Source organism: Tenacibaculum aquaeponti (genome assembly GCF_057221555.1).
Genome location: NZ_CM170147.1, coordinates 1,347,796 through 1,372,610 on the forward strand (window position 1 = coordinate 1,347,796; position 24,815 = coordinate 1,372,610).

Sequence of the window (24,815 nt, forward strand, 5' to 3'; positions counted from 1 at the left end):
TTAAATTGTTTTGTTTATTGTTTGAATAAAAATATCGTTTGCACTAGGTACTAATTCTACAAAATGGTTTACTTGACCATTTGAAGTTAAAAACGATAACAAATCATTAGCCTTATTTTCTCCTGTTAGTTTTACATTTAATTTTAACCCTTCATTTAAAGATTTAAAATCCGCTGGAGAAACTTCAAAATTCTGACTCAACTTTTGTTTTACTTCCTCAGGTGAATCAGTTTTTAAACCTACCTCAAAAACATTAGTTCTGTATTGACGCTTGATATCATCTAACTTACCGTCTAAAATTTTATTAGATTTATTTATTAATGCAATGTAGTCACACATTTCCTCTACACTTTCCATTCTATGTGTAGAGAAAATAATAGTCGCTCCTTCATCTCTTAATTGTAAAATTTCTTTAGCTATCAATTGAGCATTAATTGGATCGAAACCAGAGAATGGCTCATCGAAAATTAATAATTTAGGTTGATGAAGTACCGTTACAATAAATTGTACTTTTTGAGCCATCCCTTTAGATAATTCTTCTATCTTTTTATTCCACCAAGCTGTAATTTCAAACTTTTCAAACCAGTACTTTAATCTTTTTTTGGCTTCAGATTTACTCATACCTTTTAATTGAGCTAGGTATAAAGCTTGGTCTCCTACTTTCATAGATTTATACAACCCTCTTTCTTCTGGCAAATAGCCTATTTGTTCTATATGATGAGGAGCAAGTTTTTCTCCATCTAAAATTACTTCTCCATTATCAGGCATTGTAATTTGATTAATTATTCTAATTAATGATGTTTTCCCAGCACCATTAGGACCAAGAAGTCCAAAAACACTTCCTTTAGGAATGTGCATCGATACATTGTTTAATGCAGTATAGTCACCATAGCTCTTTACTACATTATTAATTTCTAATAAATTATTCATTGATTTTTGGTTGTTTGATTATAGCTTGATCAAGTTTTATCACAAACTTACACACTTTTAAGAGTATTAGTAATATTATATTAAAATATGTTACAAAAAATTATTCTTTTCAAAAACTTAATCTTTAATAAAAAAGCTTTAAAAACGAATTCAACACCAATTCACAATCTAAAAGAATCAATCATTTAATTTTTTTGTTTTGCTTAAAAAAATGATAATCTATTAAAAATATTAAAGTTACAATCCCATAATCTCAACACTTACCTATAAATAATCGTTAAATTTTATTATGCATGCATAATTTTTTATCAATTTACTATGCATGCATAATAAAATTTTATATCTTTGAAAATGTTATATGGATAAAAGTAAATCAATAGATCACCAATTAAGAGCTACATGGCAAGCTGTAGCTAAGATGTATAATGAACAAGCATCAAAACACGATAGTACTATGGCTATGGCTTTTGTACTATTAAATATTGATTACGAGAACGGAACACCTTCTACTTCTTTAGGTCCTTTAATGGGAATGGAGCCGACAAGTCTTTCTAGAATTTTAAAATCTATGGAAGATAAAGGTTTAATCCTAAGAGAGAAAAATCCTGAGGATGGTAGAAGTGTAATAATTAAACTTACAGAATTTGGTAAAGAAAAGCGTGAAATTTCCAAAGGTCATGTTTACCAATTTAATAATAAAGTTCGAGAACGTTTAACGGATAAAGAAATTCAAAATTTCTTTAAAGTAACAGAAATTATAAACAAGCTTATAGCTGAAAAAAAGATATACGGAGATATATCTTCTCAAGCTGTATAAAAATTCAAACCTATATAAGTAATGAGCAAAAGAAGAATTAAAAAGGTAGCGATTATTGGATCAGGTATTATGGGATCTGGTATCGCTTGTCACTTTGCTAACATCGGTGTTGATGTATTACTTTTGGACATTGTACCAAGAGAACTAACAGACAAAGAGAAAGCAAAAGGATTAACTCTAGAAGACAAAGTTGTTCGTAATCGTTTAGTAAACGATGCTTTAACGGCTTCTTTAAAATCTAAACCGTCCCCTATCTACAACAAAAAGTTTGCTGATAGAATTACTACAGGTAATATTGATGATGATTTACACCTAATTAAAGATGTTGATTGGGTAATGGAAGTTGTTGTTGAACGTTTAGATATTAAACAAAGTGTTTTTGAAAAAGTAGAAAAATATCGTACTCCTGGTACTATAATTTCTTCTAATACTTCTGGTATTCCTATCAAATTTATGAATGAAGGAAGAAGCGAAGACTTCAGAAAACATTTTGCTGTAACTCACTTCTTTAACCCACCTCGTTACTTAAAATTATTCGAAGTTGTTCCTGGACCAGACTGTAAACAAGAAGTTACTGACTTCTTAATGGAATATGGAGATAAGTTCTTAGGAAAAACTTCAGTATTAGCTAAAGATACACCAGCTTTTATAGGAAACCGTATTGGTATTTTCGGAATTCAATCACTTTTCCACCAAGTAAAAGAATTAGGTTTAACAGTTGAAGAAGTTGATAAATTAACTGGACCAGTAATTGGTCGTCCTAAATCAGCTACTTTCCGTACTGTAGATGTTGTAGGTTTGGATACATTAGTACATGTAGCTAATGGAATTTACGATAATTGTCCAGACGACGAAGCTCACGACTTATTTAAATTACCAGATTTCATCAACACAATGATGGAAAATAAATGGTTAGGTAGTAAAACAAAACAAGGTTTCTATAAGAAGTCGGTAAATGCTGAAGGAAAAAAAGAAATCTTAACATTAGATTTAGACACGATGGAATATCGTTCTAAGAAAAGAGCTTCTTTCGCTACTTTAGAATTGACGAAAACTATAGATAAGCCAATTGATCGCTTTAAAGTATTAGTTGGTGGTAAAGATAAAGCTGGAGAATTCTACCGTAAGAACTTTGCTTCAATGTTTGCTTATGTTCAAAATAGAATTCCAGAAATTTCTGACGAATTATATAGAATTGATGATGCCATGAAAGCTGGTTTCGGTTGGGAAAATGGACCATTCGAAATTTGGGATGCTGTTGGAGTTGAAAAAGGTATCGAATTAATGAAAGCTGAAGGAAAAGAGCCTGCTGCTTGGGTTACTGAAATGGTAGCTAAAGGAGAAACTGCTTTCTATACCGTTAAAGATGGAGCTACATATTACTATGATGTAAATGAAAAATCTCAGGTTAAAAAGCCTGGTCAAGATGCATTTATCATCTTAGATAACATTAGAAAATCTAAAGAGGTATTCAAAAACTCTGGGGTTGTAATTGAAGATTTAGGAGACGGTATCTTAAACTGTGAATTCCAATCTAAAATGAACACAATCGGTGGAGACGTTTTAGCTGGATTAAACAAAGCTGTTGACCTAGCTGAAAAAGACTTCGAAGGATTAGTTGTTGGTAACCAAGGAGCAAACTTCTCTGTAGGTGCAAACATCGGAATGATCTTTATGATGGCTGTTGAGCAAGAATACGATGAGTTAAACATGGCTATTAAGTATTTCCAAGATACTATGATGCGTATGCGTTATTCATCTATTCCAGTTATTGCTGCGCCTCATGGAATGGCTTTAGGTGGAGGATGTGAATTGTCATTACACGCAGATAAAGTTGTTGCTGCTGCTGAAACTTATATGGGATTAGTGGAGTTTGGTGTTGGAGTTATCCCTGGTGGTGGTGGATCTAAAGAAATGGCTTTAAGAGCATCTGATACTTTCCGTACTGGAGATGTTCAATTAAATGTTTTACAAGAGTATTTCTTAACTATCGGTATGGCTAAAGTATCTACTTCTGCTTACGAAGCATTTGATTTAGGTTTATTACAAAAAGGTAAAGATGTTGTTGTAGTAAATAGAGATCGTCAAATCGCTGAAGCTAAAAAACATGCATTATTATTAGCTGATGCAGGATATACACAACCAGTACACCGTAACGATGTATTAGTTCTTGGTAAACAAGCATTAGGTGCATTTATGGTAGCTACTGATTCTATGCAAGCAAGTAACTTTATTTCAGAACACGATCAAAAGATTGCAAACAAACTAGCTTATGTAATGGCTGGTGGAGATTTATCAGAACCAACAAAAGTTTCTGAACAGTATTTATTAGACATCGAACGTGAAGCGTTCTTAAGTCTAACTACAGAACGTAAAACATTAGAGCGTATTCAGCACATGTTAAAAACTGGTAAACCATTAAGAAACTAAACAATGAAAACAGCATATATAGTAAAAGGATATAGAACTGCCGTAGGAAAGTCAAAAAGAGGTGGTTTTAGATTTAAGAGAGCAGATGAGTTAGCTGCTGAGACAATTCAATACATGATGGGAAAACTTCCTGAGTTTGACGTAAAACGTATTGATGATGTAATTGTAGGAAATGCTATGCCAGAAGGATCTCAAGGATTAAACATGGCTCGTATCATTTCATTAATAGGATTGAACTCTGTTGATGTTCCTGGTGTTACTGTTAACCGTTTCTGTTCTTCAGGATTAGAAACAATTGGAATGGCTGTGGCAAAAATTCAATCAGGAATGGCTGAATGTATTATTGCCGGTGGTGCTGAAAGTATGACTTCTGTTCCTATGACAGGTTTCAAACCAGAATTAAACTACAACATTGTGAATGCTGGTCATGAAGATTATTACTGGGGAATGGGAAATACTGCTGAAGCTGTAGCTCAAGAGTATAAAATTTCTCGTGAAGATCAAGATGAGTTTGCTTTAAATTCTCATTTAAAAGCATTAAAAGCACAATCAGAAGATCGTTTCCAAGATCAAATCGTTCCTATCGAAGTTGAGGAAACATACATCGATAGTAAAGGAAAGAAAGCGACTCGTAAATTTACTGTAACTAAGGATGAAGGACCTCGTAAAGGTTCTACTATTGAAGGTTTACAAAGATTACGTCCAGTATTTGCTGCTAACGGATCTGTTACTGCTGGTAACTCTTCTCAAACAAGTGATGGAGCTGCTTTCGTAATGGTTATGAGTGAAGATATGGTGAAAGAATTAAACCTTGAACCAATTGCTCGCATGGTAAGTTATGCTGCCGCTGGTGTTCCTCCAAGAATTATGGGAATCGGACCTGTTGCTGCTATTCCAAAGGCATTAAAACAAGCTGGTTTACAACAAAACGATATTGACTTAATTGAGTTAAATGAAGCGTTTGCTTCTCAATCATTAGCTGTAATTAGAGAATTAGGATTAAATCCAGATATAATCAACGTAAATGGTGGAGCTATTGCTTTAGGTCATCCGTTAGGATGTACAGGAGCGAAGTTATCTGTTCAATTATTCGATGAAATGCGTAAGCGTGAGATGAAGAATAAATACGGAATGGTAACTATGTGTGTAGGTACTGGACAGGGAGCTGCTGGTATTTTTGAATTCTTAAACTAACGTAACAAAAAATTATAATACAAAAAGATGGCTGAAACATTAAATAAAGACATTTTACGAGGAGGACAATTCTTAGTAAAAGAAACTAATTGCGAAGATATATTTACTCCTGAAGATTTTACTGAGGAGCAAACAATGATGAGAGACGCGGTTATCGAATTTAACGATCGTGAAATTATTCCTCATAAAACTCGTTTCGAGGCTAAAGATTATGCATTAACTGAAGAAACAATGCGCAAAGCAGGAGAATTAGGTTTCTTAGGCGTTGCTGTTCCTGAAGCATATGGAGGATTAGGAATGGGATTTGTTTCTACAATGTTAACTTGTGATTACATTTCTAGTGGAACAGGTTCTTTCAGTACTGCTTTTGGTGCACATACAGGTATTGGTACTATGCCAATTACTTTATATGGTACTGAAGAACAAAAGAAAAAATATGTACCAGCTTTAGCTATGGGTGAGCGTTTTGGAGCTTACTGTTTAACTGAGCCAGGTGCAGGATCTGATGCTAACTCTGGTAAAACTACTGCTGAGTTAACTGAAGACGGAAAGCATTATAAAATTAACGGACAAAAAATGTGGATCTCTAATGCAGGATTCGCTGAGATTTTCATCGTTTTTGCTCGTATCGAAGATGATAAAAATATTACTGGATTTATCTTAGAATACGATAAAGACAATCCTAATGGAGTAACTTTAGGTGAAGAAGAGCACAAATTAGGTATTAGAGCTTCTTCTACACGTCAGGTTTTCTTTAACGACACATTAGTTCCTGTTGAAAACATGTTATCTGAGCGTGGTGGTGGATTTAAAATTGCGATGAACGCATTAAACGTTGGTCGTATCAAATTAGCTGCTGCTTGTTTAGATTCTCAAAGAAGAGTTATTACTGAAGCAGTAAAATATGCTAACGAGCGTAAGCAATTTAAAACTCCAATTTCTGAATTTGGAGCTATCAAGTCTAAGTTAGCTGAAATGGCTACTAACGCTTACGTTGGTGAATCTGCTTCTTATAGAGCTGCTAAAAACATTGAAGATAGAATCGCTATTCGTGAATCTGAAGGAAATACGCATCAAGAAGCTGAATTAAAAGGTGTTGAAGAATATGCAATCGAATGCTCTATCTTAAAAGTTGCTGTTTCTGAAGATATTCAAAACTGTGCAGACGAAGGAATCCAAATTTTTGGTGGTATGGGATTCTCTGAAGAAACTCCAATGGAATCAGCTTGGAGAGATGCTCGTATTGCACGTATTTACGAAGGTACTAACGAAATTAACAGATTACTTTCTGTAGGAATGTTAGTTAAGAAAGCAATGAAAGGCCATGTTGATTTATTAGGACCAGCAACTGCTGTTGGAAATGAATTAATGGGTATTCCTTCTTTCGATGTTCCAGATTTTTCTGAGCTATTCTCTGAAGAAAAAGATCTTATCGGAAGATTAAAGAAAGTATTCTTAATGGTTGCTGGAGCTGCATTACAAAAGTTCGGTCCAGATTTAGAAAAGCACCAACAGTTATTAACTGCTGCTTCTAACATCTTAATCGAAATTTACATGGCTGAATCTGGTATTTTAAGAACAGAGAAAAACGTTAAGCGTTTTGGTGAAGATGCTCAAAAGGAGAAAATCGCTATGGCTAAATTATATTTATATAACGCTGTAGAAATTATTACTCAAAGTGCTAGAGAAGGTATTGTTTCTTTCGCTGAAGGTGATGAGCAACGTATGATGTTAATGGGACTTAAGCGTTTCACTAAATATACAAACTACCCTAACGTAATTGAGTTACGCAATACTATTGCTGAAAAATTAAAAGCAGAAAATAAATACTGCTTCTAACAATATTAGCCTTCGGGCTTAACAATTTCTTCAACTTTTATAGGTTTTAGAATTTAGTTGTTTGTTTAAAGATCACTAATTTTACTTAGTGATCTTTTTTTATGTTTAAAATATGTTAAAAATAAAACTTGTTATATTCTTAATTATTGAAATATTACTAAATAGTAATACTACTATATATTCTCAAAATAATATTGATTCTTTATCTAAACTTAATTACGAAGATTTAAAAGTTAGTTTTCAAAAAACACGAATAGATTCTACGATTGCTTTTAATCATGCCGAAGCTTATCTATTAAAAGCAAAAAAAGAGAAAGATACTTTAAAAATATGCAATGGTTACTATTTCCTTTCTCGACTTCACTCTAATGAAAAAGAAATAGGAATAGCTTATTCTGATAGTATTTTAAATATTAGTAAAAAGATAAAAAATCATCCTAAATATCCTGCAATTGCCTACGAGCATATCGGTATAATTTATCATACTTTTGGTGAATTTAATGATGCATTAGAATTTTATCTGAAAGCTTTACAATTTTCTTTACCCAATACTTTTGAACGTGCGAGTATAAAATTTGATATCGCTGCTTTAAAATACAGGCTAGGCTTTCGTGAAGAAGCCAAAGAGTTGTTCAAAAAACATATAGACGATATAAAAAAACTTCAAATCCCAAGAAAGAAATACTACTATTACAGAGGTTTGTATGCATATTGCGACGCTTTAATTTACACCAAAAAACATGATTCTGCACAGATAATTATTAATCAAGGTATTGCAGGAATGAAAAATAGCAAGGATGATATGGTCAGAATTCGATTTGTTATGAACTCTGGTATAAACAATTATTATTTGAAGAATTATGACAAAGCTTTAAGTTTACTTTTAAAAAGTAAAGAAATTATAAAAAATCAGCATGATCACTTAACCACAGCTATTAATAATTCTTATATAGGTAAAACTTATTATGCGTTAGGAGAAAAAGAAAAAGGAATTAAATACTTAAAAGAATCTCATGAATTTCTTTTAGAGACTAATGATGTAGCTCTAGAAATTTTAGAAGGCTATGATTTTATTATTGATTATTATAAAAATAAAGAAGATTATAAAAATCAACTCTTTTACATTAATGCTCTAATGAATTTTGACTCTGTTTATAATGAAAAATATAGAACAGTTTCTAAACAAATTACCAAAGGTTATGAGATTCCTAACTTAATCAAAGAAAAAGAAAATATTATCTCTAGTTTAAAAGATAATCAGAAAAAAAATTCAGTTTTCAAAGGAGTTTTTATATCTGTAATTTCTATCCTTACATTAGTTACTTTATTTTTAATAAAACGCAATAGAGATTATAAAAAAAGATTTGAAGATATTCTGAATTCTGAAGAAAATACCAAACCCGAAATAATTCAGAAAAAAACTTCAGGAATATCGGAAGAATTAGCCAAAGAAATCCTTCAAAAATTAAATGACTATGAAAACACTAAATTTTATTTAAATAAAAGAGCTACACTTAGTTCATTAGCCAAAAAATTAAATACTAACAGTTCTTATTTATCTAAAGTTATCAACTCAAAGAAAGGAACAAACTTTTCTACTTACCTTAATAATTTAAGAATCGATTATGCTATAAAAAAACTAAAAAAAGATTCTCAATTTAGAGCATATACAATAAAGTCGATAGCCTTAGAATGTGGCTTTAATAATCAAGAAACATTCTCTTTAGCTTTCCAAAAGAAAACAAAATTATACCCTTCTTATTTCATTAAAGAACTTCAAAAAAAGGACAAAAACACAACTTTATATTAATACTTTTACAGCTAATTAAAACAAACAAATTGCAAGATTTCTTCCTATTTATAGTTTATTCCGGAATCACATTAAATCTTTTATTGATTCTTCTTGTTATAAACAGATTTAAAAAGCAATTTTCAAATCAGATATTAGCATACATATTAGTATGTTTACTTGTTTTGTTTTTAACTTATGCTTCTTCATATATCCAAAGTGATGCTATTAGTGCTATAATACTACCACTGGGGTCAATTATTTATATGGCTTTAGGTCCATTATTATTAAATTATGTACAAGCTATTTATAGTAAAATCACTATCCAAAAAGTAATTAAGGATTTAATCCCTTTCTTTATTGGGTTACTAACGTTTACGTTGCCTAGTTATATTCTTAAAATTCCAACAAATGAACAAGGATTTAATTATAGTACTCTAATCTACATTATTCCATTTTTAGGTTCTATTTACTTTATTTACTGTTTGTACAATTGCTATAGAACTTTAAAAAAATATAGAACTACCCTTAAAAAGAATTACTCTTTTACAAAAAACATCGATTTAAAATGGTTTTCGATATGGGTAAATGGATTGATTTCTTTGTTAATAATTGATATAATTTGCGGTGGAATCTTATTCGCATACCCTTCTCTTCAATTGGTACTTTTTATTAATCTCTTATACTTAACAGGGTTAATCTGGTATATGGGATATTATGGATTAAATCAATCTCAAGTTTTTTTGATAACTCAAGAAATAGAAAAAAAAGGCACTAAACTATATGTCGAATCTCCTACTCTAATTCATTCTGATGAGTTTATAGAATTAGAGAAAAAAATGAAAGAATTATTTGAAAACAGACGGTTATTTAAACAACAAAATTTAACATTAAGAGAAACAGCGGATGCTCTTGAGGTTTCAGATAAAAAACTTTCTAATTTCATCAATCAGTATTTGAAAACTAACTTTTATGATTATGTAAATTCATATCGAATTCAAAATTTTAAAGAAAGTATTCAAAAAGGTGATTCCAATCAACTAACCTTACTTGCCATTGCATTCGATTCTGGATTCAATTCCAAAGCAACCTTTAATAGAGTATTTAAAAATAGTGAAGGCATTACACCTCTTCAATATAAAAAAAGCATAGAAAAAGGTATCATTGCTTCCAATGAGTCGATTTGATTCTTGTTTATCAGTTGATTTGCTCAAAATTTAAAATGAGTATCAACTATGAACACTACAATTCAGACAAAAACAAAACAAAAATCAGACCTAAAAAAGTCTTTAAATTACATTCTTTTAATTCTTATTATTTCTTGGGCAATTGGTTTTACTACATATAATTTATTAGATACGTCAACAAGTATTATTGTTAGAGCTGTATCAGAATTATTGTTAGCAATTATGCCTGCTTTATTAGCCATAATAATTAATAAACGAGAAGGTGGTAATTGGAAATCATTAAACTTTTACAAGCCATCTGCAAAAGGAATATTTCTAGCAATATTAATACCTTTAGTTTATGTAAGTATTGATTTCTTTATTCAAATTTCACTAGGATTTCGAACTAATCCTGATTGGTCTATTTTAGGAACTTTCCCTAAAAATGCTGCACTTTTATTATTTGGTTATTTAGCTATGACGATATTAGTAATGGGTGAAGAAATTGGCTGGAGAGGTTATTTACAAGACAAACTTTTTAATTCATACGGAAAATTCAAAGGTGTTTTTATACTCGGGTTTGTATGGGGAATTTGGCATTTACCCGCAGCTTTACAAGGATACAATTTTCAACATTATCCTTATATAGAAGCTTTTATAACGTATCCTCTTATTTGTATTGCTTCATCTATAATTATTGCCTACATCGGTTTCAACAAAAATTCAATATTTATTGCTGCTTTTTTTCACGCCGCTAACAATCACTTTAAGGTTACTGTATTATCAACCACAGAAGTAATCGATAACTTTAATTACATGTTAATAAGTAACTTTATTTGTATTGATTTAATTTTAATCTTCGGTTTTCTGTATTGGAAAAAATTAAAAAACTCGAACTAATATAAAAAGCAAAATTAGTTAAAATGAAACCACATAACTTTAACTTCAAAGATTAAAACAAAAAGCAAAAAACCACTCACTAAAACACTAATAAACGTGTTTTTTAACTAGAAAACAACCAATAAAACACACCCGATTAATCTAAAGATCATTAAGAATACTTAATGATCTTTTTTTCAAAAATAAAAACATAAGTTATAATGAATACTTTGTTGATTCCTTAAAAGAATCTAATACGAAAGAACTATGTATTATTGAAATACCTTCCACTACCGATAATTTTTCATTAATAAATACCTGAAAACTATTCATATCATTTACCACTATTTTTATCAGAAAATCGAAATTACCAGAAACATGATGACACTCCATAACTTCATATAAATCGAGCATCTTTTTTTTAAACTCATCAATCAAACTTTTTTGATGTTTGAACAATGTAATTTGACAATAAGCTATGATTTGTTTCCCGATGATTTCACGATCAATTAAAGCCACATACTTCTTAATAGTACCATTTTTCTCCAACCTTTTTATTCTTTCATAAGTTGGAGTAACTGACAATCCTATTTTAGCTGCAATTTGCTTTGTATTTTGCTTTGCATTATTCTGTAATTCATTTAGTATTTTTTTATCTACAGCATCCATAATCAGAAGATATTTCTAAAAATTAGACATTAATATATTTCAAAAAGAAATAAAGTTTACTTAAAAATTTAAAAATAGATTTTTTATCTAATTTAACAGGTAAAATAGTTTAATATTCTTCATATACATATATTTGAAGACAATTTTATTCACAACAACTAATGAAGATTGATAACTCTTTAAATGACCGTTTAAGTAATTTATTAGATAAGGTAAAAAATGCTAGAGATTCGTTTTTAGGATATCCTGTATCAAAAGATTTTGATTACTCAACTTTATATGATTTCTTAAAATATCCTATAAATAATTTAGGAGATCCTTTTGAAGACAGCACATACAAAGTACATACCCATGAAATTGAGCGTGAAGTTGTAGATTTCTTTGCTAAATTATTTAGAGCAAACCCAAAAGATTATTGGGGATATGTCACAAATGGAGGATCTGAAAGTAATTTATATGGATTATATATAGCTAGAGAAATGTATCCTAAAGCCATGGTATATTACTCTGAATCTACACATTATAGCGTTAAAAAAAACATTCATTTACTAAACATCCCTAGTATCGTTATTCGATCTCAAGAAAATGGTGAAATAGATTATGAAGATTTAGAAGAAACTTTAAAATTTAACAGACATAAGCCTGCAATCATTTTAGCAACTCACGGAACTACCATGAAAGAAGCTAAAGATGATGTTTCTAAAATAAAACTAATATTAAAAAAATTAGCAATACAAGATCATTACATCCATTGTGATGGTGCTTTATCAGGAACATTTGGTGCTTTTGCAGAACCTCGAAGCCCTTTTGATTTCATAGACGGAGCAGATAGTATTTCTATAAGCGGGCATAAATTTATTGGTTCACCAATACCTGCTGGAGTAATTATTACAAAGAAATCTTTAAGAGATCGTGTATCTAAAGGAATTTCATATATCGGCTCTTTAGACACCACAATCACAGGTTCTAGAAATGGTCATAGTCCATTATTTTTATGGTATGCAATTCAAAAAATGGGAGTCGAAGGGCTAAAAACCAGATATAAACATAGTATTGAAACTGCAAATTATTGTAGACAACAACTACAAAATATAGGAATTAATGCTTGGAGTAATCCGGGATCTATAACTATAGTTTTCCCAAAAATATCTGACAATTTAAAAAACAAGTGGCAATTAGCTACAGAAGATGATATAACCCATATTATTTGTATGCCAAACGTAACCAAAGAACAAATAGATTTATTTATTCAAGATGTAAAAAACGAAATGGAAACAAAGCCTTTCGTTAAAGAACTAGAATATTGTTAAATATCTATTAATAAAAGATAATTGTATACACGCTTGTTTATAATTGAAAAATAAAATTACTGTAACAAATTATATTTTTAATTGTTATTATAATAATCTACTCTTTTATAAAATTAAGATATGCATATACAATTATCTTTTTTCGATTTATCTGTGTTAATCGGAATTACAACAGGAATAGTTTGTAGTATTATATTATTAAAAAAATCAACTCTTAAAAAATCTAATAAATTTCTCGCTTTAGGTATTTTAGCTTTTGTTTGGTTAAATACAAAAATGTTATTGTTATCTTTAAATCTTTGGGAAATTCATGGTTTCGGATATTTCCCTAATAGTGTAGAGTTAGCAATACCTCCACTATTTTATTTCTATTTTTTATCAATCAAAAATGTCGATTTTAAATTTAGAAAAAAAGATTGGCTCCATTTTGTTCCATTTCTAATTTCTCAATCATACTCAATAATAATGTATATCGCAGCAATGCAAACTCGCATTTTTTCAGAAAAAAGAAAGATAACAAATGCAATGTACTTTAATGAAGCTAAAAATATAGATGAATACCTTTTACTAATTATGAGTTTTTGTTATTTATACTTAGTGGGAATTGAATTAAAAAGTTTTAATAAAAATTTTTCTAAAGTTAATATTTCACAAAATTCTGAAAGAAAATTTTTAAACACCTTATTTGCTTTACTAAGCACCGTATCAATACTTCATATTATTAACCTCTCTTTGAATTCAGTTTTAGATTCTTCTTTTAATTGGCGCTGGGATTTACATCATTCACTTATAGCTATTATAGTGTATTATATGGCCATAAATGGTTTTAAGAATATTGATGTTATTTTAACTCTTAAAAACACTAAAAAAAACAACAATATAGATCTTACTATTATTCAGCAACTAAACAAAGCTATTACTTCAGATAAGGTTTTTTTAGATCCAAAATTGACTTTAAATTCTTTGGCTAAAAAACTAGAAATTAACGACACTATACTCTCCTGTACAATAAACGCTTATTATAAAAAAAACTTTAGATCGTTAATTAATGAAGCTCGGGTTGAAGAAGTAAAAAAACGATTACTCAACGGAGAGCTAAACAACTTATCTCTTTTAGGAATTGCCAAAGAATGTGGTTTTAACTCTGAAGCCAGTTTTTATAGAATTTTTAAATCCGAAACTCAAATCACACCTAAAAAATTCATCAGTAACAACATAGAATTTTCTAGTTCTATTTGATAAGACAATAAACAAAAAAGATCACTGAAAAAGTGATCTTTTTTCTATTAGTTAGAACGAATAATTACATCGCCATTATAATTTTTGAATAATATTTCTGGACCTCCACCATTAATTGCTCCTTCTATCCATTTTTCTATTTTTACTTTATAACCATTACCAGTTCTTTCACTTTTAGAAGTTTTACTTTTAACAGGCTTCGATTTTAAATCGTAATCGGTAAAAATATCGCCTCGTTCAGATTTAATTCTTACATCTGCTTTTAAACTTTTTGGAAAAGTAATATCTATATCTCCATTTAAACTACTAAAAGCCATAGGTGTATTTGGAGTAACTTTAATAAAATTAACTGTAATATCTTTATTTAAAGCATCTGCACTAACAGCTCCGCTAATATCTTTTAATGTGATTTTTCCGTTCGCATTACTTACATCCATAATACCATTTACAGTTTCTACATAAATTTCTCCACTATTATAGGTTGATAGTTTTAAAGAAAAGTTTTTTGGCACCTCTATTTCAAAATCTGTAATACCATTTCTATCAGAATCTACATCAATTGCATTATTATATTCTTTCACACTGAAATCCAATCCCACATTAGAAATCTGTTTTAAACCTTGTAAATCTTTTCGATTTTTCTTTTTCCTACTTCTGTATTTATTTCCTTCTCTTACGGAAGCTTTTATAATTACTTCTTTAGTATTAGAACCTTTTACTTTTATAGAACCATTAAGAATCTTCACTTTCAAAAACCCTGGTTTAGATGGGTCTGTTAATGGTACTTTTACAGTTTCTTGAGCTGAAAGTTGAAAAACAACTAAGAAAACAATGCTAATTATTATTTTAATAAATCTCATACTTCTTTTATTTTTTTACAATGGCATCTCCATTCAACTGATCAAAATGAAAAGGAATTTTACCATTTCCTATTTTAAAATTCTTTCTTTTATTAAGTTTATATTTCACTCCTCTTTTTGAATTCTGTTTTATTTTGAAAACTTGTGGCTCTGTTTTCTCAACATCAAAATTTGTATAAAAGTTTCCATTCATTGTTTTGTAACTAATTTCTGCATTTAATCCATTTTTAAATAACACATTAATATCTCCGTTTAGTGATTTAAACCAGCTTTCTTTAGTTGGATTTTTAGCATAGGTTATATTAATATCTTTATTCAAAGCATTTACATCTGTTTGTCCAGAAACATTGGTCATATCAATTGCTCCATTCACATTATGCACGATTAATAATTTTCCATGAACATTATCTACCGTAATGTTTCCTTTATTAATTGCTTTAACATCTATACTAACATTTTTAGGAACTTTCACCTTAAAATCTAAACGATATTTGTACATTCTTTTCTTACGATGCTTGTAATTCCTTCTACTTCCGAAATTAAACTCATGATGTTCAAAATTTCCTGTTTCTAAATCAAACTTAGAATACGGTGAATCCATATAGATATAAACTGCATCTCCTTTTTTTGCAGATTTTACTCCGATTTCTTGCAAACCTTCAGCAACATCTTGTTTTGTATCTGCTGAAACCTTCTTTACCACTTCAATTTTGATTGTTTTTCCGTTGTAACCTTCCACATCTATAGAACCGTAAACATTATCGATTACCACAATATTGTCTGGTGATTGTTCTAAAAATTGATATTCTTCTTTTATTGTTTCAACTTGATTGTATTTTTTTTCTCCTTTAAGATATTGTGCATTTGCATATAGGATATTGAAAAATAGTATTAGTAAACTGATTTTAATTGTTTTCATGTTTTTTGGTTTTGATGAATGACTATGTGTATCTCTGTAAAAAGCGACCTAGGATTTGCCATTTACATCAAATTCTTTTAGTATATATTAGATATACTTTCTTCTATTTTTTGTTTTGCGCTAGAATTTATTCCTTCTTGATCTATTAATTCTTTAAATGGTTTTACGGCTTCTTTCTCCTGTAATAAAACCATCACATCTGCTAATTCTATTTGTACTAATGGTGATTTCTGATGTACTATCGAAGCAACCAATCCTTCTCTTACAATAGGCATGTCTGTGTATTTTTTTAAAGATTCTATTGCTGATAAACGAACATTTACATTTTCATCATTATTTAACGTTGCGAATAATGCCTTTATAATTGTCTCTGTTACTTCATTTAATTTACTCACCTCATTAACAGCCTGTAATCTTTGATTTGCAGAAGGTTGATCTAATAATGTCAATACCAACTGAGATCGTACTTGTTCTGTTTCTTTTTGAGCTACTCTTACCTCCTCAGGAATATGTATTTCTTTTACATTATTCATTTCTTTTCCTAAAAAGAAACCAATAGTTAAAATACCAAATGCATAAAACACTTTTCTAAATGGTAATACTTCTATACGTTTTACAAATCGTACTAATGATGAATCTTTTTGTTCTTCCTTTACTTCTTCATTCAGCATTTCATAAAACTTTCTATCCATTTCCATAGTAGGTTCTGGAATTTCTATATTTTCTGCTTCCCAGAAAAAACTCATTTCTAAAAATTCTTCTTTTAAAACTGGATCTTTCTCCAATTGTATTTCAAAACTTCTTTCTTCTGTTTCAGATAAATTACCTGACAAGTAATCTATCATCTTTGCTTTAACATCTAAATTTCCCATACTATCTCTTGTCTAATGTTAAATAAATCTTTTTTAAATCATGTAATGCCCTATGAACTCTAATTCTAGCATTACCTTCAGAACATCCTATGATTTCTCCCAACTCTTTATATTTCAATTCTTTCATTTTACTTAGAATAATTAACTCTTTTTTTGCTTCAGGTAATTGATTTATCGCTTTCTTTAAAAGCATTATTCTTTCTGTCTCCTCTATTGTATTTTCCGCATTTTCGAAAGAACAAACATCATATTGTTCTTCTATATGATAGGTTTTATTTTTGTTTTTCCCTTTGAAATGATCGTAATACACATTTCTTGCGATTTTAAAAATCCATGATAAAAAATTACTTTCCTCTGTATATGTGTGTTTATATTTAATAACTCGTATAAATACGTTTTGTACTAAATCTTCACATAAACTAGTATCTTTACTCATCTGAAAGAAAAAACCAAACAATCGTTTTTTATAACGCTCATATAGAAGTCCCAACGTATGACTTTCACCTGATTTTACTTTCAGCATTAATGCACTATCTGATAATGAATCCAAATTTTTAAAATAATGTTAGTTAGTTGTTTGATAGGAAGAACTGTAATTTTTTAAAAACGTTACATTTTTTATTCTTTTAATCTAAAAATAGTTCATAAATGGTTAAAAACCATTAGTTGCTCTCATTTATAATCATCAAAAAAAATATTTTATTTAATCGGTTTAAAATAACACTAGTTTTTCCCTTTTAACGAAACTACAAAAGCATTTCATCCTTTTAAAAAAACTATACAACTACAGAAAACCAACTTTTTACCTCAACAAAATAATTGGAAACCACTTTTTTTTTGTAATTTAATGGATGCAACTTCAAACCCATATTTTATGAAAAGAATATTAGTCCCCGTAGATTTTTCTATCCAATCTGAGAATGCATTAAAAACAGCCGCTTATTATGGTAAAACTTTCAATTATGAAATAGTAGCTGTGCATATGTTAGAATTATCTACTGCAATGATGAATAATTCAAACACCACAAAAGAAACAGTACTCTATCTCAAACTAGCTGAAAACAAGTTTAATGAATTTCTAGATAAAGATTACTTAGATGGTATTAAAGTAACTCCTATATTAAAACACTATAAAGTATTTGCTGAATTAAACAATCTTTACAAAGAAGAAAAGATAGATTTAGTAATGATGGGGTCAAAAGGTGCTACAGGGTTTAAAGAACTTATAATTGGTTCTAACGCCCAAAAAGTAATAAGGCATTCTAATGTTCCTGTTTTAGTAATCAAAGACGAACCTATAGACAAAGGATTTAAGAAGGCTATTTTTGCTTGTGATTTCACAGAAGACTCAATAGGCCCGTACAAAAGAATTAAACAATTTTGTGACTTTATTGGTTTAAAAACAAAAATGATTTATGTGAATACACCCGGTAAATCTTTTTCTAGCTCTTCAGAAATGAGAACTACAGTTAAAAAATTCTTAGATAAAGCAAATAATAATTCCGATTATTTAGAAGATGTCGCTTACATTTCAGACTACACTATTGAAAGCGGAATTATCAACTACGCAAAGAGTTACGATGCAGATATTATAATTATGACTACACATGGTAGAAGTAGTTTCTCTCAAATCTTCGATCACAGTATTACTGAAGACATCGTAAATCATGTAGACATCCCCGTTATTTCTTTTAAAATTCTTCCAAAATCAGAGAGAAAATAATTTTTTTAAAAAAAGTTTGTCAGTTTCAAAAAACGTTATATATTTGCCACGCTTTTAAAGGCAACAGCCGATATAGCTCAGCTGGCTAGAGCAGCTGATTTGTAATCAGCAGGTCGTGGGTTCGAGTCCCTCTATCGGCTCAGAATTAAAAAGACATCTTAAAAGATGTCTTTTTTTATGCCCTATTTTTTCTAAATTTGCTTATATTTTTAACTACAAATGAAAAACATTTTTATCATAGGAATTGCTGGAGGAACAGGAAGTGGAAAAACTACTGTAGTAAACCAAATAATTAACGAGTTACCACCTGATGAAGTTTGTGTAATTTCTCAAGACTCTTATTACAACGCTACAGATAACTTAACCTATGACCAGCGATCAAAAATTAATTTTGATCACCCAAGAGCTATCGATTTCGAATTATTGGTTAACCACTTAACTGAGCTAAAAGACAACAAAGTTATTGAACAACCTGTATATTCATTTGTAACACATAACAGAACTAAAGACACAATTAAAACACACCCACGTAAAGTCATTATTGTTGAAGGCATTTTAATTTTTAACAATAAAGCCCTTCGTGATTTATGTGATATTAAAATATTTGTACACGCAGATGCTGATGAACGCTTAATAAGAAGAGTTCGTAGAGACATTACAGAAAGAGGCAGAGATATTAACGAAGTATTATCTCGCTACCAAGACACCTTAAAACCTATGCATCAAGAGTTTATTGAACCAACTAAAACTTACGCTGATATTATTATACCTAATGATAGATACAACACTGTAGCTATCGATATTGTAAGAACCGTAATTAGCGAACGTTTATAACATGAAATTCAACAAAAAAATAAAAACACTAGGTATTACCATAGGAATAACCTATACTTTAATACTTACTTTATTTGTAGGTTGGATGCTTTTTTTCGACGAAAACTCTTATCTAAGACACAAAGAGTTTAACAACGAAATAAAAGAACTAGAAACATGGATAGAATATCACGAGAAAAAAATTGCAAAAGATAAAGAAACTATAAAAAAACTTCAAGACTCGATTGAGCTCGAAAGATTTGCTAGAGAAAAATATTTAATGAAAAAGAAAAACGAAGATATTTATATAATTGAATTTGATACTATAAAAAAATAATGGATAAGTTTTTATTTGATGAATTTGAAGGAGTTTCTGAAAAAGCTTGGAAACAAAAAATACATGTAGATTTAAAAGGGCTTGACTATAATGAAACTCTACTTTGGTACACTAACGAAGGGATAACTGTTAAACCTTTTTATACTAAAGAAGATCAAACTCATCAAAAAATAAAACTTCCAACTACAAATTTTTCTATTTGTGAAACCATTTTTATTGATGATGTAAACATTGCCAACAAACTAGCTTTAGACGCACTAAAAAGGGGAGCTAACGCTATTGAGTTTATTGTAAATTCTGAATTTGACATTAAAAAATTACTAAATAAACTTGAGTTAAGTTCTAATGTGAAAATTTATTTCAAATTTAATTTTATTGATGCTCTTTTCACAAAAAAAATATCCAATTTCATTAAAAATCAAAACGTTTATTACAATAATGACATTATTGGAAATTTAGCAAAAACCGGAAACTGGTTTTCTAACCTACAATCAGATCATAAACAGTTAGAAAAACTAAGCTCTATAAATAACAGTATTGCTGTAAACGCATCAATTTATCAAAATGCTGGTGCAAATTGCACTCAACAATTAGCATATGCATTAGCACATGCTAACGAATACTTAAATCATTTCGGAAGCGGAATTACAAATAAAATTCATTTCAATTTTTCTTTAGGAAGCAATTACTTTTTTGAAATTTCTAAACTTAGAGCTTTCCGTATTTTGTGGAGTTCGTTGTTAAAAGAATATGGCGTTGAAAGTACTGAAACCCACATTTTCACTCAACCTTCACTTCGTAATAAAACATTATACGATTATAATGTAAATATGTTAAGGACAACTTCAGAAAGTATGAGTGCTGTTCTTGGTGGAGCAAATACTATCTCTAATATTGCTTATGATGAAATTTTTCACAAGTCAAATGAATTTGGTGAACGAATTTCTAGAAATCAACTTTTAATACTAAAAGAAGAAAGTGGATTTGAAGATGCACAACATTTTGCTGACGGAAGTTATTATATTGAAGCTATCACTGAGCAATTAGCTGAAAACGCTTTAGAAATTTTCAAATTAATTGAACAAGGTGGTGGATTTTTAAAACAGTTAAAAGAAGGTGTAATTCAAAGAAAAATAGAAGAATCAGCTCAAAAAGAACAAGAGCTTTTTGACAACGGAGATCTAGTTTTATTAGGAACTAATAAAATCCAGAACGACAAAGATCAAATGAAAAATGATTTAGAATTGTTTCCGTTTGTAAAAAAACGTTCAGAAAAAACTTTAATCCAGCCAATCATTCAAAAACGATTAGCAGAAAAACTTGAGCAACAACGATTAGAAGATGAGTAAATTCTTACATATATTATTTTTTGTATTTATTACTCAAATAACTTACTCACAAATAATCAATCCTAAAAGAGATTCATTCTCTTCCAGAAAAAGTCGTTTAATAGATAACATGGTTGATCATTTTGAAGATATTATTTGTAAAAAATACCGAATAGATAAAAATCATGCTCACAATGCATTTAAAAAATATATAATTGCTTTAAATAATAACTTTCATTTTATAACTCAAGATTCAAAGCAAAAGAAAACAATCGACAGCACTTTTGTTACTAAAAAATCTATCAAACTACTTTTAAATTCACACCGAATATTAATAGACTATATTTGGATAAAAGAAAAAGAAAATAGAACTCGACAAGGATTTAAAAGTTTATCAGAGCTTGACTCTGAAACTATAAATAAAATGAGTCCAACTACTTTAAAGTGGTTCAAGGAACAAGAAAAAAGGAACGACATATTAGTTATAAATTATTTTGACTCTTTTTCTGAAAAAATAATGACTGAAGCAAACAATAAAGATTTGACTGATTTAATTACCTCCTTTAGAGAAACTTCAGGTTACTCACCTCAAATAACAGCATCTGCTTTATTAAATTTAAAAGAAGAAGATTACAAAAACCTAGCTATAAAAACCTTTATAGCTTTTCAATTATATTACGCTTACCTAAACTCACATGTAACTTATGAGTAGAAAAGATATTTCCAATATAAAAATAGATAACAGTTCAACTTCTGAAAAAAAGAGTTTCGAACATGAAAAGTTTGTAGCTGGTATTGCTCCGAATTTACGAGGACCATATTCTACGATGTATGTTAGAAGACCTTGGACTATTCGTCAATATGCAGGTTTTTCTACTGCTGAAGAAAGTAATGCTTTTTATAGAAGAAACTTAGCAGCAGGACAAAAAGGTTTATCTGTAGCTTTCGATTTAGCAACACACAGAGGTTACGATTCAGATCACGAAAGAGTTCAAGGTGATGTTGGAAAAGCTGGTGTTGCCATAGATTCTGTTGAAGACATGAAGGTATTATTTGATCAAATACCTCTAGATAAAATGTCGGTTTCTATGACAATGAACGGAGCCGTATTACCTATTCTTGCTTTTTATATTATTGCTGCTGAAGAACAAGGTGTGAAACCAGAACAATTAGCAGGAACTATTCAAAATGATATTTTAAAGGAGTTCATGGTTAGAAATACTTATATCTACCCTCCTACTCCTTCAATGAAAATTATTGCAGATATTTTCGAATATACTAGTAATAATATGCCAAAATTCAATTCAATTTCTATTTCTGGTTATCATATGCAAGAAGCCGGAGCAACTCCTGAAATTGAATTAGCTTACACATTAGCTGATGGATTGGAATATATTAAGACTGGTTTAGCTGCTGGAATGGATATTGACGCTTTTGCTCCAAGATTATCTTTTTTCTGGGCTATTGGAATGAATCATTTTACTGAAATCGCAAAAATGCGTGCTGGTAGAATGTTGTGGGCTAAATTGGTAAAACAATTTAACCCTAAGAATCCAAAATCTTTAGCATTAAGAACACACTGTCAAACAAGTGGTTGGAGTTTAACAGAACAAGATCCTTTTAATAACGTAGCGAGAACTGCAATTGAAGCAATGGCTGCTGCTTTTGGAGGAACACAAAGTTTACACACCAATGCTCTAGACGAAGCGATTGCATTACCTACAGATTTCTCTGCTCGTATAGCAAGAAATACTCAGATTTATTTACAACAAGAAACTTATATTACAAAAACTGTTGATCCTTGGGCTGGAAGTTATCACCTAGAACAACTTACTGAAGAAATAACTAACAAAGCTTGGAAATTAATTCAAGAAGTTGATGAATTAGGAGGAATGACCAAAGCTATCGAAAAAGGAATTCCTAAAATGAGAATTGAAGAAGCTGCAGCAATTAAACAAGCTCGAATTGATAGCGGTCAGGATGTGATTGTTGGTATGAATAAATATCAACTAGAACAAGAAGATCCTTTACATATTTTAGAGGTAGACAACGAAGCCGTTCGTAAATCTCAAATTGATCGTTTAGACGATTTGAAAGCAAAAAGAAATCAAGCTGAAGTTGATCAATGTCTTGCAGATTTAACAAAATGTGCAGAAACTGGTAACGGAAATTTATTAGACTTAGCTGTTAAAGCTGCTAGAAAAAGAGCTACATTAGGCGAAATTTCAGATGCTTTAGAATCTATTTTTGGTAGACATAAAGCAGTACATAAAACCATATCTGGCGTGTATAGTAAAGAAATAAAAGACGATTCGTTATTCAAAAAAGCTAGTGAATTAGCCGATAATTTTGCTGAACTTGAAGGTAGAAGACCAAGAATAATGATCGCTAAATTAGGACAAGATGGTCATGATCGTGGCGCAAAAGTTGTTGCTACTGGTTATGCTGACTTAGGATTTGATGTAGATGTTGGACCACTTTTCCAAACACCAAAAGAAGCTGCCAAACAAGCTATTGAGAATGATGTTCATATTCTAGGAATCTCATCATTAGCTGCGGGACACAAAACATTAGTTCCTCAAGTAATTGGAGAATTAAAAAATTATGGTCGTGAAGATATTATGGTAATTGTTGGCGGTGTAATTCCTGCTCAAGATTATCAATTTTTATTCGATGCTGGTGCTGTTGGAGTTTTCGGACCAGGAACAAAAATTGCACAAGCTGCAATTGACATGTTAGAAATTTTAATTGATAGCGTAGAAGAATAATCATGCAAATAAAATTCATCAATAGAAAAACAGGCAAAACAGAAATCGAAACTCCTCCTGGAGAAGGTTTTTTAAAACTTTTATATAACAATCCATTTGGAAAAATGTTATTTCTTCCTTTAGTAAAACGTAAGTTTTTATCTGAATGGTACGGAAGAAAAATGAATAAAAAGTCTTCTACAAAAAAAATAGAAGGTTTTATTTCCGATCTAAATATTGATATTTCTGAAGCTAAAAAATCTATTGATGAGTTCACATCTTTTAACGACTTTTTCTATCGTGAATTAAAACCTGAAGCTAGACCTATAGAAAACGGATTCATATCTCCTGGTGATGGAAAATTATTAGCATTTGAGAATATCGAAGATGTACACAACTTTTTCGTTAAAGGAAGAAAATTTACTTTAAATGAATTTTTAAATAACAAAGCATTAGCAGAAAAATATAAAAATGCTTCTTTATTAATTTTACGATTAGCTCCAAATGATTATCACAGATATCATTTTCCGTATGAAGGAATTCCATCTTCTTCAATAAAAATAAAAGGAGATTATTTGTCTGTTTCACCTTACGCCTTAGCATCTAACTTTACAACTGTATTTTGCGAAAACAAACGTGAGTATTGTATTTTAAAAACTGAAGATAAAGGTGATATTTTATTAGCTCCTGTTGGAGCTACAATGGTAGGAAGTATTTTAGAAACTTACACAGCAAACACTCCTGTTAACAAAGGTGATGAAATGGGGTATTTTGCTTTTGGTGGATCTACAATTGTAATCTTAGTTGATAAAGATAAAATTCAAATTGATCATGATATTTTAGAAAACACTAAAAATCAGATTGAAACCTTTGTCAAAATGGGTGAAAAAATTGGACTTTAAATTGTTATAATTTTAACTAATTCTAAACATTAAAAATCACATCAGCTTACAA

At 29.9% G+C, this 24,815-nt stretch carries 22 protein-coding genes and 1 tRNA gene; 17 read left to right on the forward strand and 6 right to left on the reverse strand.

The annotated features are described in order from the left end of the window. Positions 1-930, reverse strand: coding sequence for an ABC transporter ATP-binding protein (locus AC2TEO_RS05830; RefSeq protein WP_442267211.1), 930 nt, complete (start codon positions 928-930; stop codon positions 1-3). 358 nt (positions 931-1,288) lie between these two features. Here AC2TEO_RS05830 and AC2TEO_RS05835 point away from each other — a divergent pair, with 358 nt between their 5' ends. The 7 genes from AC2TEO_RS05835 to AC2TEO_RS05865 all read left to right on the forward strand — a co-directional run bounded on the left by AC2TEO_RS05835 (position 1,289) and on the right by AC2TEO_RS05865 (position 11,065). Next, complete coding sequence (locus AC2TEO_RS05835) at positions 1,289-1,747, forward strand: MarR family winged helix-turn-helix transcriptional regulator (RefSeq protein ID WP_442267212.1); 459 nt, start codon at positions 1,289-1,291, stop codon at positions 1,745-1,747. A 21-nt stretch (positions 1,748-1,768) separates the two neighbouring features. Next, positions 1,769-4,177, forward strand: coding sequence for a 3-hydroxyacyl-CoA dehydrogenase/enoyl-CoA hydratase family protein (locus AC2TEO_RS05840; protein ID WP_442267213.1), 2,409 nt, complete (start codon positions 1,769-1,771; stop codon positions 4,175-4,177). 3 nt (positions 4,178-4,180) lie between these two features. Continuing rightward, on the forward strand, positions 4,181-5,371 hold the full coding sequence (locus tag AC2TEO_RS05845; RefSeq protein ID WP_442267214.1) for an acetyl-CoA C-acyltransferase: 1,191 nt from the start codon (positions 4,181-4,183) through the stop codon (positions 5,369-5,371). 27 nt (positions 5,372-5,398) lie between these two features. Beyond that, positions 5,399-7,210, forward strand: a complete 1,812-nt coding sequence (locus AC2TEO_RS05850; protein ID WP_442267215.1) for an acyl-CoA dehydrogenase FadE — start codon at positions 5,399-5,401, stop codon at positions 7,208-7,210. A 112-nt stretch (positions 7,211-7,322) separates the two neighbouring features. Then, the gene (locus AC2TEO_RS05855) at positions 7,323-9,020 is read left to right on the forward strand and encodes a helix-turn-helix domain-containing protein (RefSeq protein WP_442267216.1); all 1,698 of its coding nucleotides are present in this window, start codon (positions 7,323-7,325) and stop codon (positions 9,018-9,020) included. Positions 9,021-9,049: 29 nt separating this feature from the next. After that, positions 9,050-10,186 carry a helix-turn-helix domain-containing protein gene (locus AC2TEO_RS05860; RefSeq protein WP_442267217.1) on the forward strand — a complete coding sequence of 379 codons (1,137 nt, stop codon included), beginning with the start codon at positions 9,050-9,052 and terminating at the stop codon, positions 10,184-10,186. 48 nt (positions 10,187-10,234) lie between these two features. Next, on the forward strand, positions 10,235-11,065 hold the full coding sequence (locus AC2TEO_RS05865; protein WP_442267218.1) for a CPBP family intramembrane glutamic endopeptidase: 831 nt from the start codon (positions 10,235-10,237) through the stop codon (positions 11,063-11,065). 195 nt (positions 11,066-11,260) lie between these two features. On the opposite strand, the gene AC2TEO_RS05870 is transcribed toward AC2TEO_RS05865, so the two are convergent. Beyond that, positions 11,261-11,713, reverse strand: a complete 453-nt coding sequence (locus AC2TEO_RS05870; RefSeq protein WP_442267219.1) for an Lrp/AsnC family transcriptional regulator — start codon at positions 11,711-11,713, stop codon at positions 11,261-11,263. A gap of 161 nt (positions 11,714-11,874) precedes the next feature. Between AC2TEO_RS05870 and AC2TEO_RS05875 the strand changes: the two genes are divergently transcribed. Beyond that, positions 11,875-13,023, forward strand: a complete 1,149-nt coding sequence (locus AC2TEO_RS05875) for a histidine decarboxylase (protein ID WP_442267220.1) — start codon at positions 11,875-11,877, stop codon at positions 13,021-13,023. Between the two features lie 120 nt (positions 13,024-13,143). After that, positions 13,144-14,262 carry a helix-turn-helix domain-containing protein gene (locus tag AC2TEO_RS05880; protein WP_442267221.1) on the forward strand — a complete coding sequence of 373 codons (1,119 nt, stop codon included), beginning with the start codon at positions 13,144-13,146 and terminating at the stop codon, positions 14,260-14,262. 47 nt (positions 14,263-14,309) lie between these two features. On the opposite strand, the gene AC2TEO_RS05885 is transcribed toward AC2TEO_RS05880, so the two are convergent. The 4 genes from AC2TEO_RS05885 to AC2TEO_RS05900 form a co-directional block, all read right to left on the reverse strand. Next, positions 14,310-15,122, reverse strand: a complete 813-nt coding sequence (locus tag AC2TEO_RS05885) for a DUF4097 family beta strand repeat-containing protein (protein WP_442267222.1) — start codon at positions 15,120-15,122, stop codon at positions 14,310-14,312. Positions 15,123-15,129: 7 nt separating this feature from the next. Next, positions 15,130-16,041 (reverse strand): DUF4097 family beta strand repeat-containing protein, encoded by a 912-nt coding sequence (locus tag AC2TEO_RS05890; RefSeq protein WP_442267223.1) that lies wholly within the window; start codon positions 16,039-16,041, stop codon positions 15,130-15,132. Positions 16,042-16,118: 77 nt separating this feature from the next. Next, positions 16,119-16,913, reverse strand: coding sequence for a HEAT repeat domain-containing protein (locus tag AC2TEO_RS05895; protein WP_442267224.1), 795 nt, complete (start codon positions 16,911-16,913; stop codon positions 16,119-16,121). A gap of 1 nt (position 16,914) precedes the next feature. Continuing rightward, positions 16,915-17,463 (reverse strand): RNA polymerase sigma factor, encoded by a 549-nt coding sequence (locus AC2TEO_RS05900; protein ID WP_442267225.1) that lies wholly within the window; start codon positions 17,461-17,463, stop codon positions 16,915-16,917. 324 nt (positions 17,464-17,787) lie between these two features. Between AC2TEO_RS05900 and AC2TEO_RS05905 the strand changes: the two genes are divergently transcribed. The 8 genes from AC2TEO_RS05905 (at position 17,788) to AC2TEO_RS05940 (ending at position 24,763) form a co-directional block, all read left to right on the forward strand. After that, the gene (locus AC2TEO_RS05905) at positions 17,788-18,636 is read left to right on the forward strand and encodes a universal stress protein (RefSeq protein WP_442267226.1); all 849 of its coding nucleotides are present in this window, start codon (positions 17,788-17,790) and stop codon (positions 18,634-18,636) included. Between the two features lie 66 nt (positions 18,637-18,702). Next, positions 18,703-18,776, forward strand: a tRNA-Thr gene (locus AC2TEO_RS05910). 88 nt (positions 18,777-18,864) lie between these two features. After that, the gene (gene udk, locus AC2TEO_RS05915) at positions 18,865-19,470 is read left to right on the forward strand and encodes a uridine kinase (protein WP_442267746.1); all 606 of its coding nucleotides are present in this window, start codon (positions 18,865-18,867) and stop codon (positions 19,468-19,470) included. Between the two features lies 1 nt (position 19,471). After that, a complete protein-coding gene (locus AC2TEO_RS05920; protein ID WP_442267227.1) occupies positions 19,472-19,786 on the forward strand; it encodes an FtsB family cell division protein in 315 nt (104 codons plus the stop codon). Beyond that, entirely contained in the window at positions 19,786-21,135 is a 1,350-nt protein-coding gene (locus AC2TEO_RS05925) for a methylmalonyl-CoA mutase subunit beta (RefSeq protein ID WP_442267228.1), read from the forward strand. Before AC2TEO_RS05920 ends, AC2TEO_RS05925 begins: the two co-directional genes overlap by 1 nt. Further along, positions 21,128-21,826: a hypothetical protein gene (locus tag AC2TEO_RS05930; protein WP_299714562.1), complete on the forward strand. Its 699-nt coding sequence runs from the start codon at positions 21,128-21,130 to the stop codon at positions 21,824-21,826. The genes AC2TEO_RS05925 and AC2TEO_RS05930 overlap by 8 nt, the downstream gene beginning before the upstream one ends. Continuing rightward, a complete protein-coding gene (scpA, locus tag AC2TEO_RS05935) occupies positions 21,819-23,882 on the forward strand; it encodes a methylmalonyl-CoA mutase (RefSeq protein ID WP_442267229.1) in 2,064 nt (687 codons plus the stop codon). The genes AC2TEO_RS05930 and scpA overlap by 8 nt, the downstream gene beginning before the upstream one ends. 2 nt (positions 23,883-23,884) lie before the next feature. Continuing rightward, positions 23,885-24,763, forward strand: a complete 879-nt coding sequence (locus tag AC2TEO_RS05940) for a phosphatidylserine decarboxylase (RefSeq protein ID WP_442267230.1) — start codon at positions 23,885-23,887, stop codon at positions 24,761-24,763. Positions 24,764-24,815 lie beyond the last annotated feature (52 nt).

What these genes read in the sequence shown, in the direction of transcription:
- AC2TEO_RS05840 (WP_442267213.1), top strand. Translation starts at nt 1,769, where the DNA reads ATGAGCAAAAGAAGAATTAAAAAGGTAGCGATTATTGGATCAGGTATT.
- AC2TEO_RS05920 (WP_442267227.1), top strand. Translation starts at nt 19,472, where the DNA reads ATGAAATTCAACAAAAAAATAAAAACACTAGGTATTACCATAGGAATA.
- scpA (WP_442267229.1), top strand. Translation starts at nt 21,819, where the DNA reads ATGAGTAGAAAAGATATTTCCAATATAAAAATAGATAACAGTTCAACT.
- AC2TEO_RS05870 (WP_442267219.1), bottom strand. Translation starts at nt 11,713, where the DNA reads ATGGATGCTGTAGATAAAAAAATACTAAATGAATTACAGAATAATGCA.
- AC2TEO_RS05835 (WP_442267212.1), top strand. Translation starts at nt 1,289, where the DNA reads ATGGATAAAAGTAAATCAATAGATCACCAATTAAGAGCTACATGGCAA.
- AC2TEO_RS05905 (WP_442267226.1), top strand. Translation starts at nt 17,788, where the DNA reads ATGAAAAGAATATTAGTCCCCGTAGATTTTTCTATCCAATCTGAGAAT.
- AC2TEO_RS05885 (WP_442267222.1), bottom strand. Translation starts at nt 15,122, where the DNA reads ATGAGATTTATTAAAATAATAATTAGCATTGTTTTCTTAGTTGTTTTT.
- AC2TEO_RS05855 (WP_442267216.1), top strand. Translation starts at nt 7,323, where the DNA reads ATGTTAAAAATAAAACTTGTTATATTCTTAATTATTGAAATATTACTA.
- AC2TEO_RS05845 (WP_442267214.1), top strand. Translation starts at nt 4,181, where the DNA reads ATGAAAACAGCATATATAGTAAAAGGATATAGAACTGCCGTAGGAAAG.
- AC2TEO_RS05830 (WP_442267211.1), bottom strand. Translation starts at nt 930, where the DNA reads ATGAATAATTTATTAGAAATTAATAATGTAGTAAAGAGCTATGGTGAC.
- AC2TEO_RS05880 (WP_442267221.1), top strand. Translation starts at nt 13,144, where the DNA reads ATGCATATACAATTATCTTTTTTCGATTTATCTGTGTTAATCGGAATT.
- AC2TEO_RS05895 (WP_442267224.1), bottom strand. Translation starts at nt 16,913, where the DNA reads ATGGGAAATTTAGATGTTAAAGCAAAGATGATAGATTACTTGTCAGGT.
- AC2TEO_RS05865 (WP_442267218.1), top strand. Translation starts at nt 10,235, where the DNA reads ATGAACACTACAATTCAGACAAAAACAAAACAAAAATCAGACCTAAAA.
- AC2TEO_RS05875 (WP_442267220.1), top strand. Translation starts at nt 11,875, where the DNA reads ATGAAGATTGATAACTCTTTAAATGACCGTTTAAGTAATTTATTAGAT.
- AC2TEO_RS05850 (WP_442267215.1), top strand. Translation starts at nt 5,399, where the DNA reads ATGGCTGAAACATTAAATAAAGACATTTTACGAGGAGGACAATTCTTA.
- AC2TEO_RS05925 (WP_442267228.1), top strand. Translation starts at nt 19,786, where the DNA reads ATGGATAAGTTTTTATTTGATGAATTTGAAGGAGTTTCTGAAAAAGCT.
- AC2TEO_RS05940 (WP_442267230.1), top strand. Translation starts at nt 23,885, where the DNA reads ATGCAAATAAAATTCATCAATAGAAAAACAGGCAAAACAGAAATCGAA.
- AC2TEO_RS05930 (WP_299714562.1), top strand. Translation starts at nt 21,128, where the DNA reads ATGAGTAAATTCTTACATATATTATTTTTTGTATTTATTACTCAAATA.
- AC2TEO_RS05890 (WP_442267223.1), bottom strand. Translation starts at nt 16,041, where the DNA reads ATGAAAACAATTAAAATCAGTTTACTAATACTATTTTTCAATATCCTA.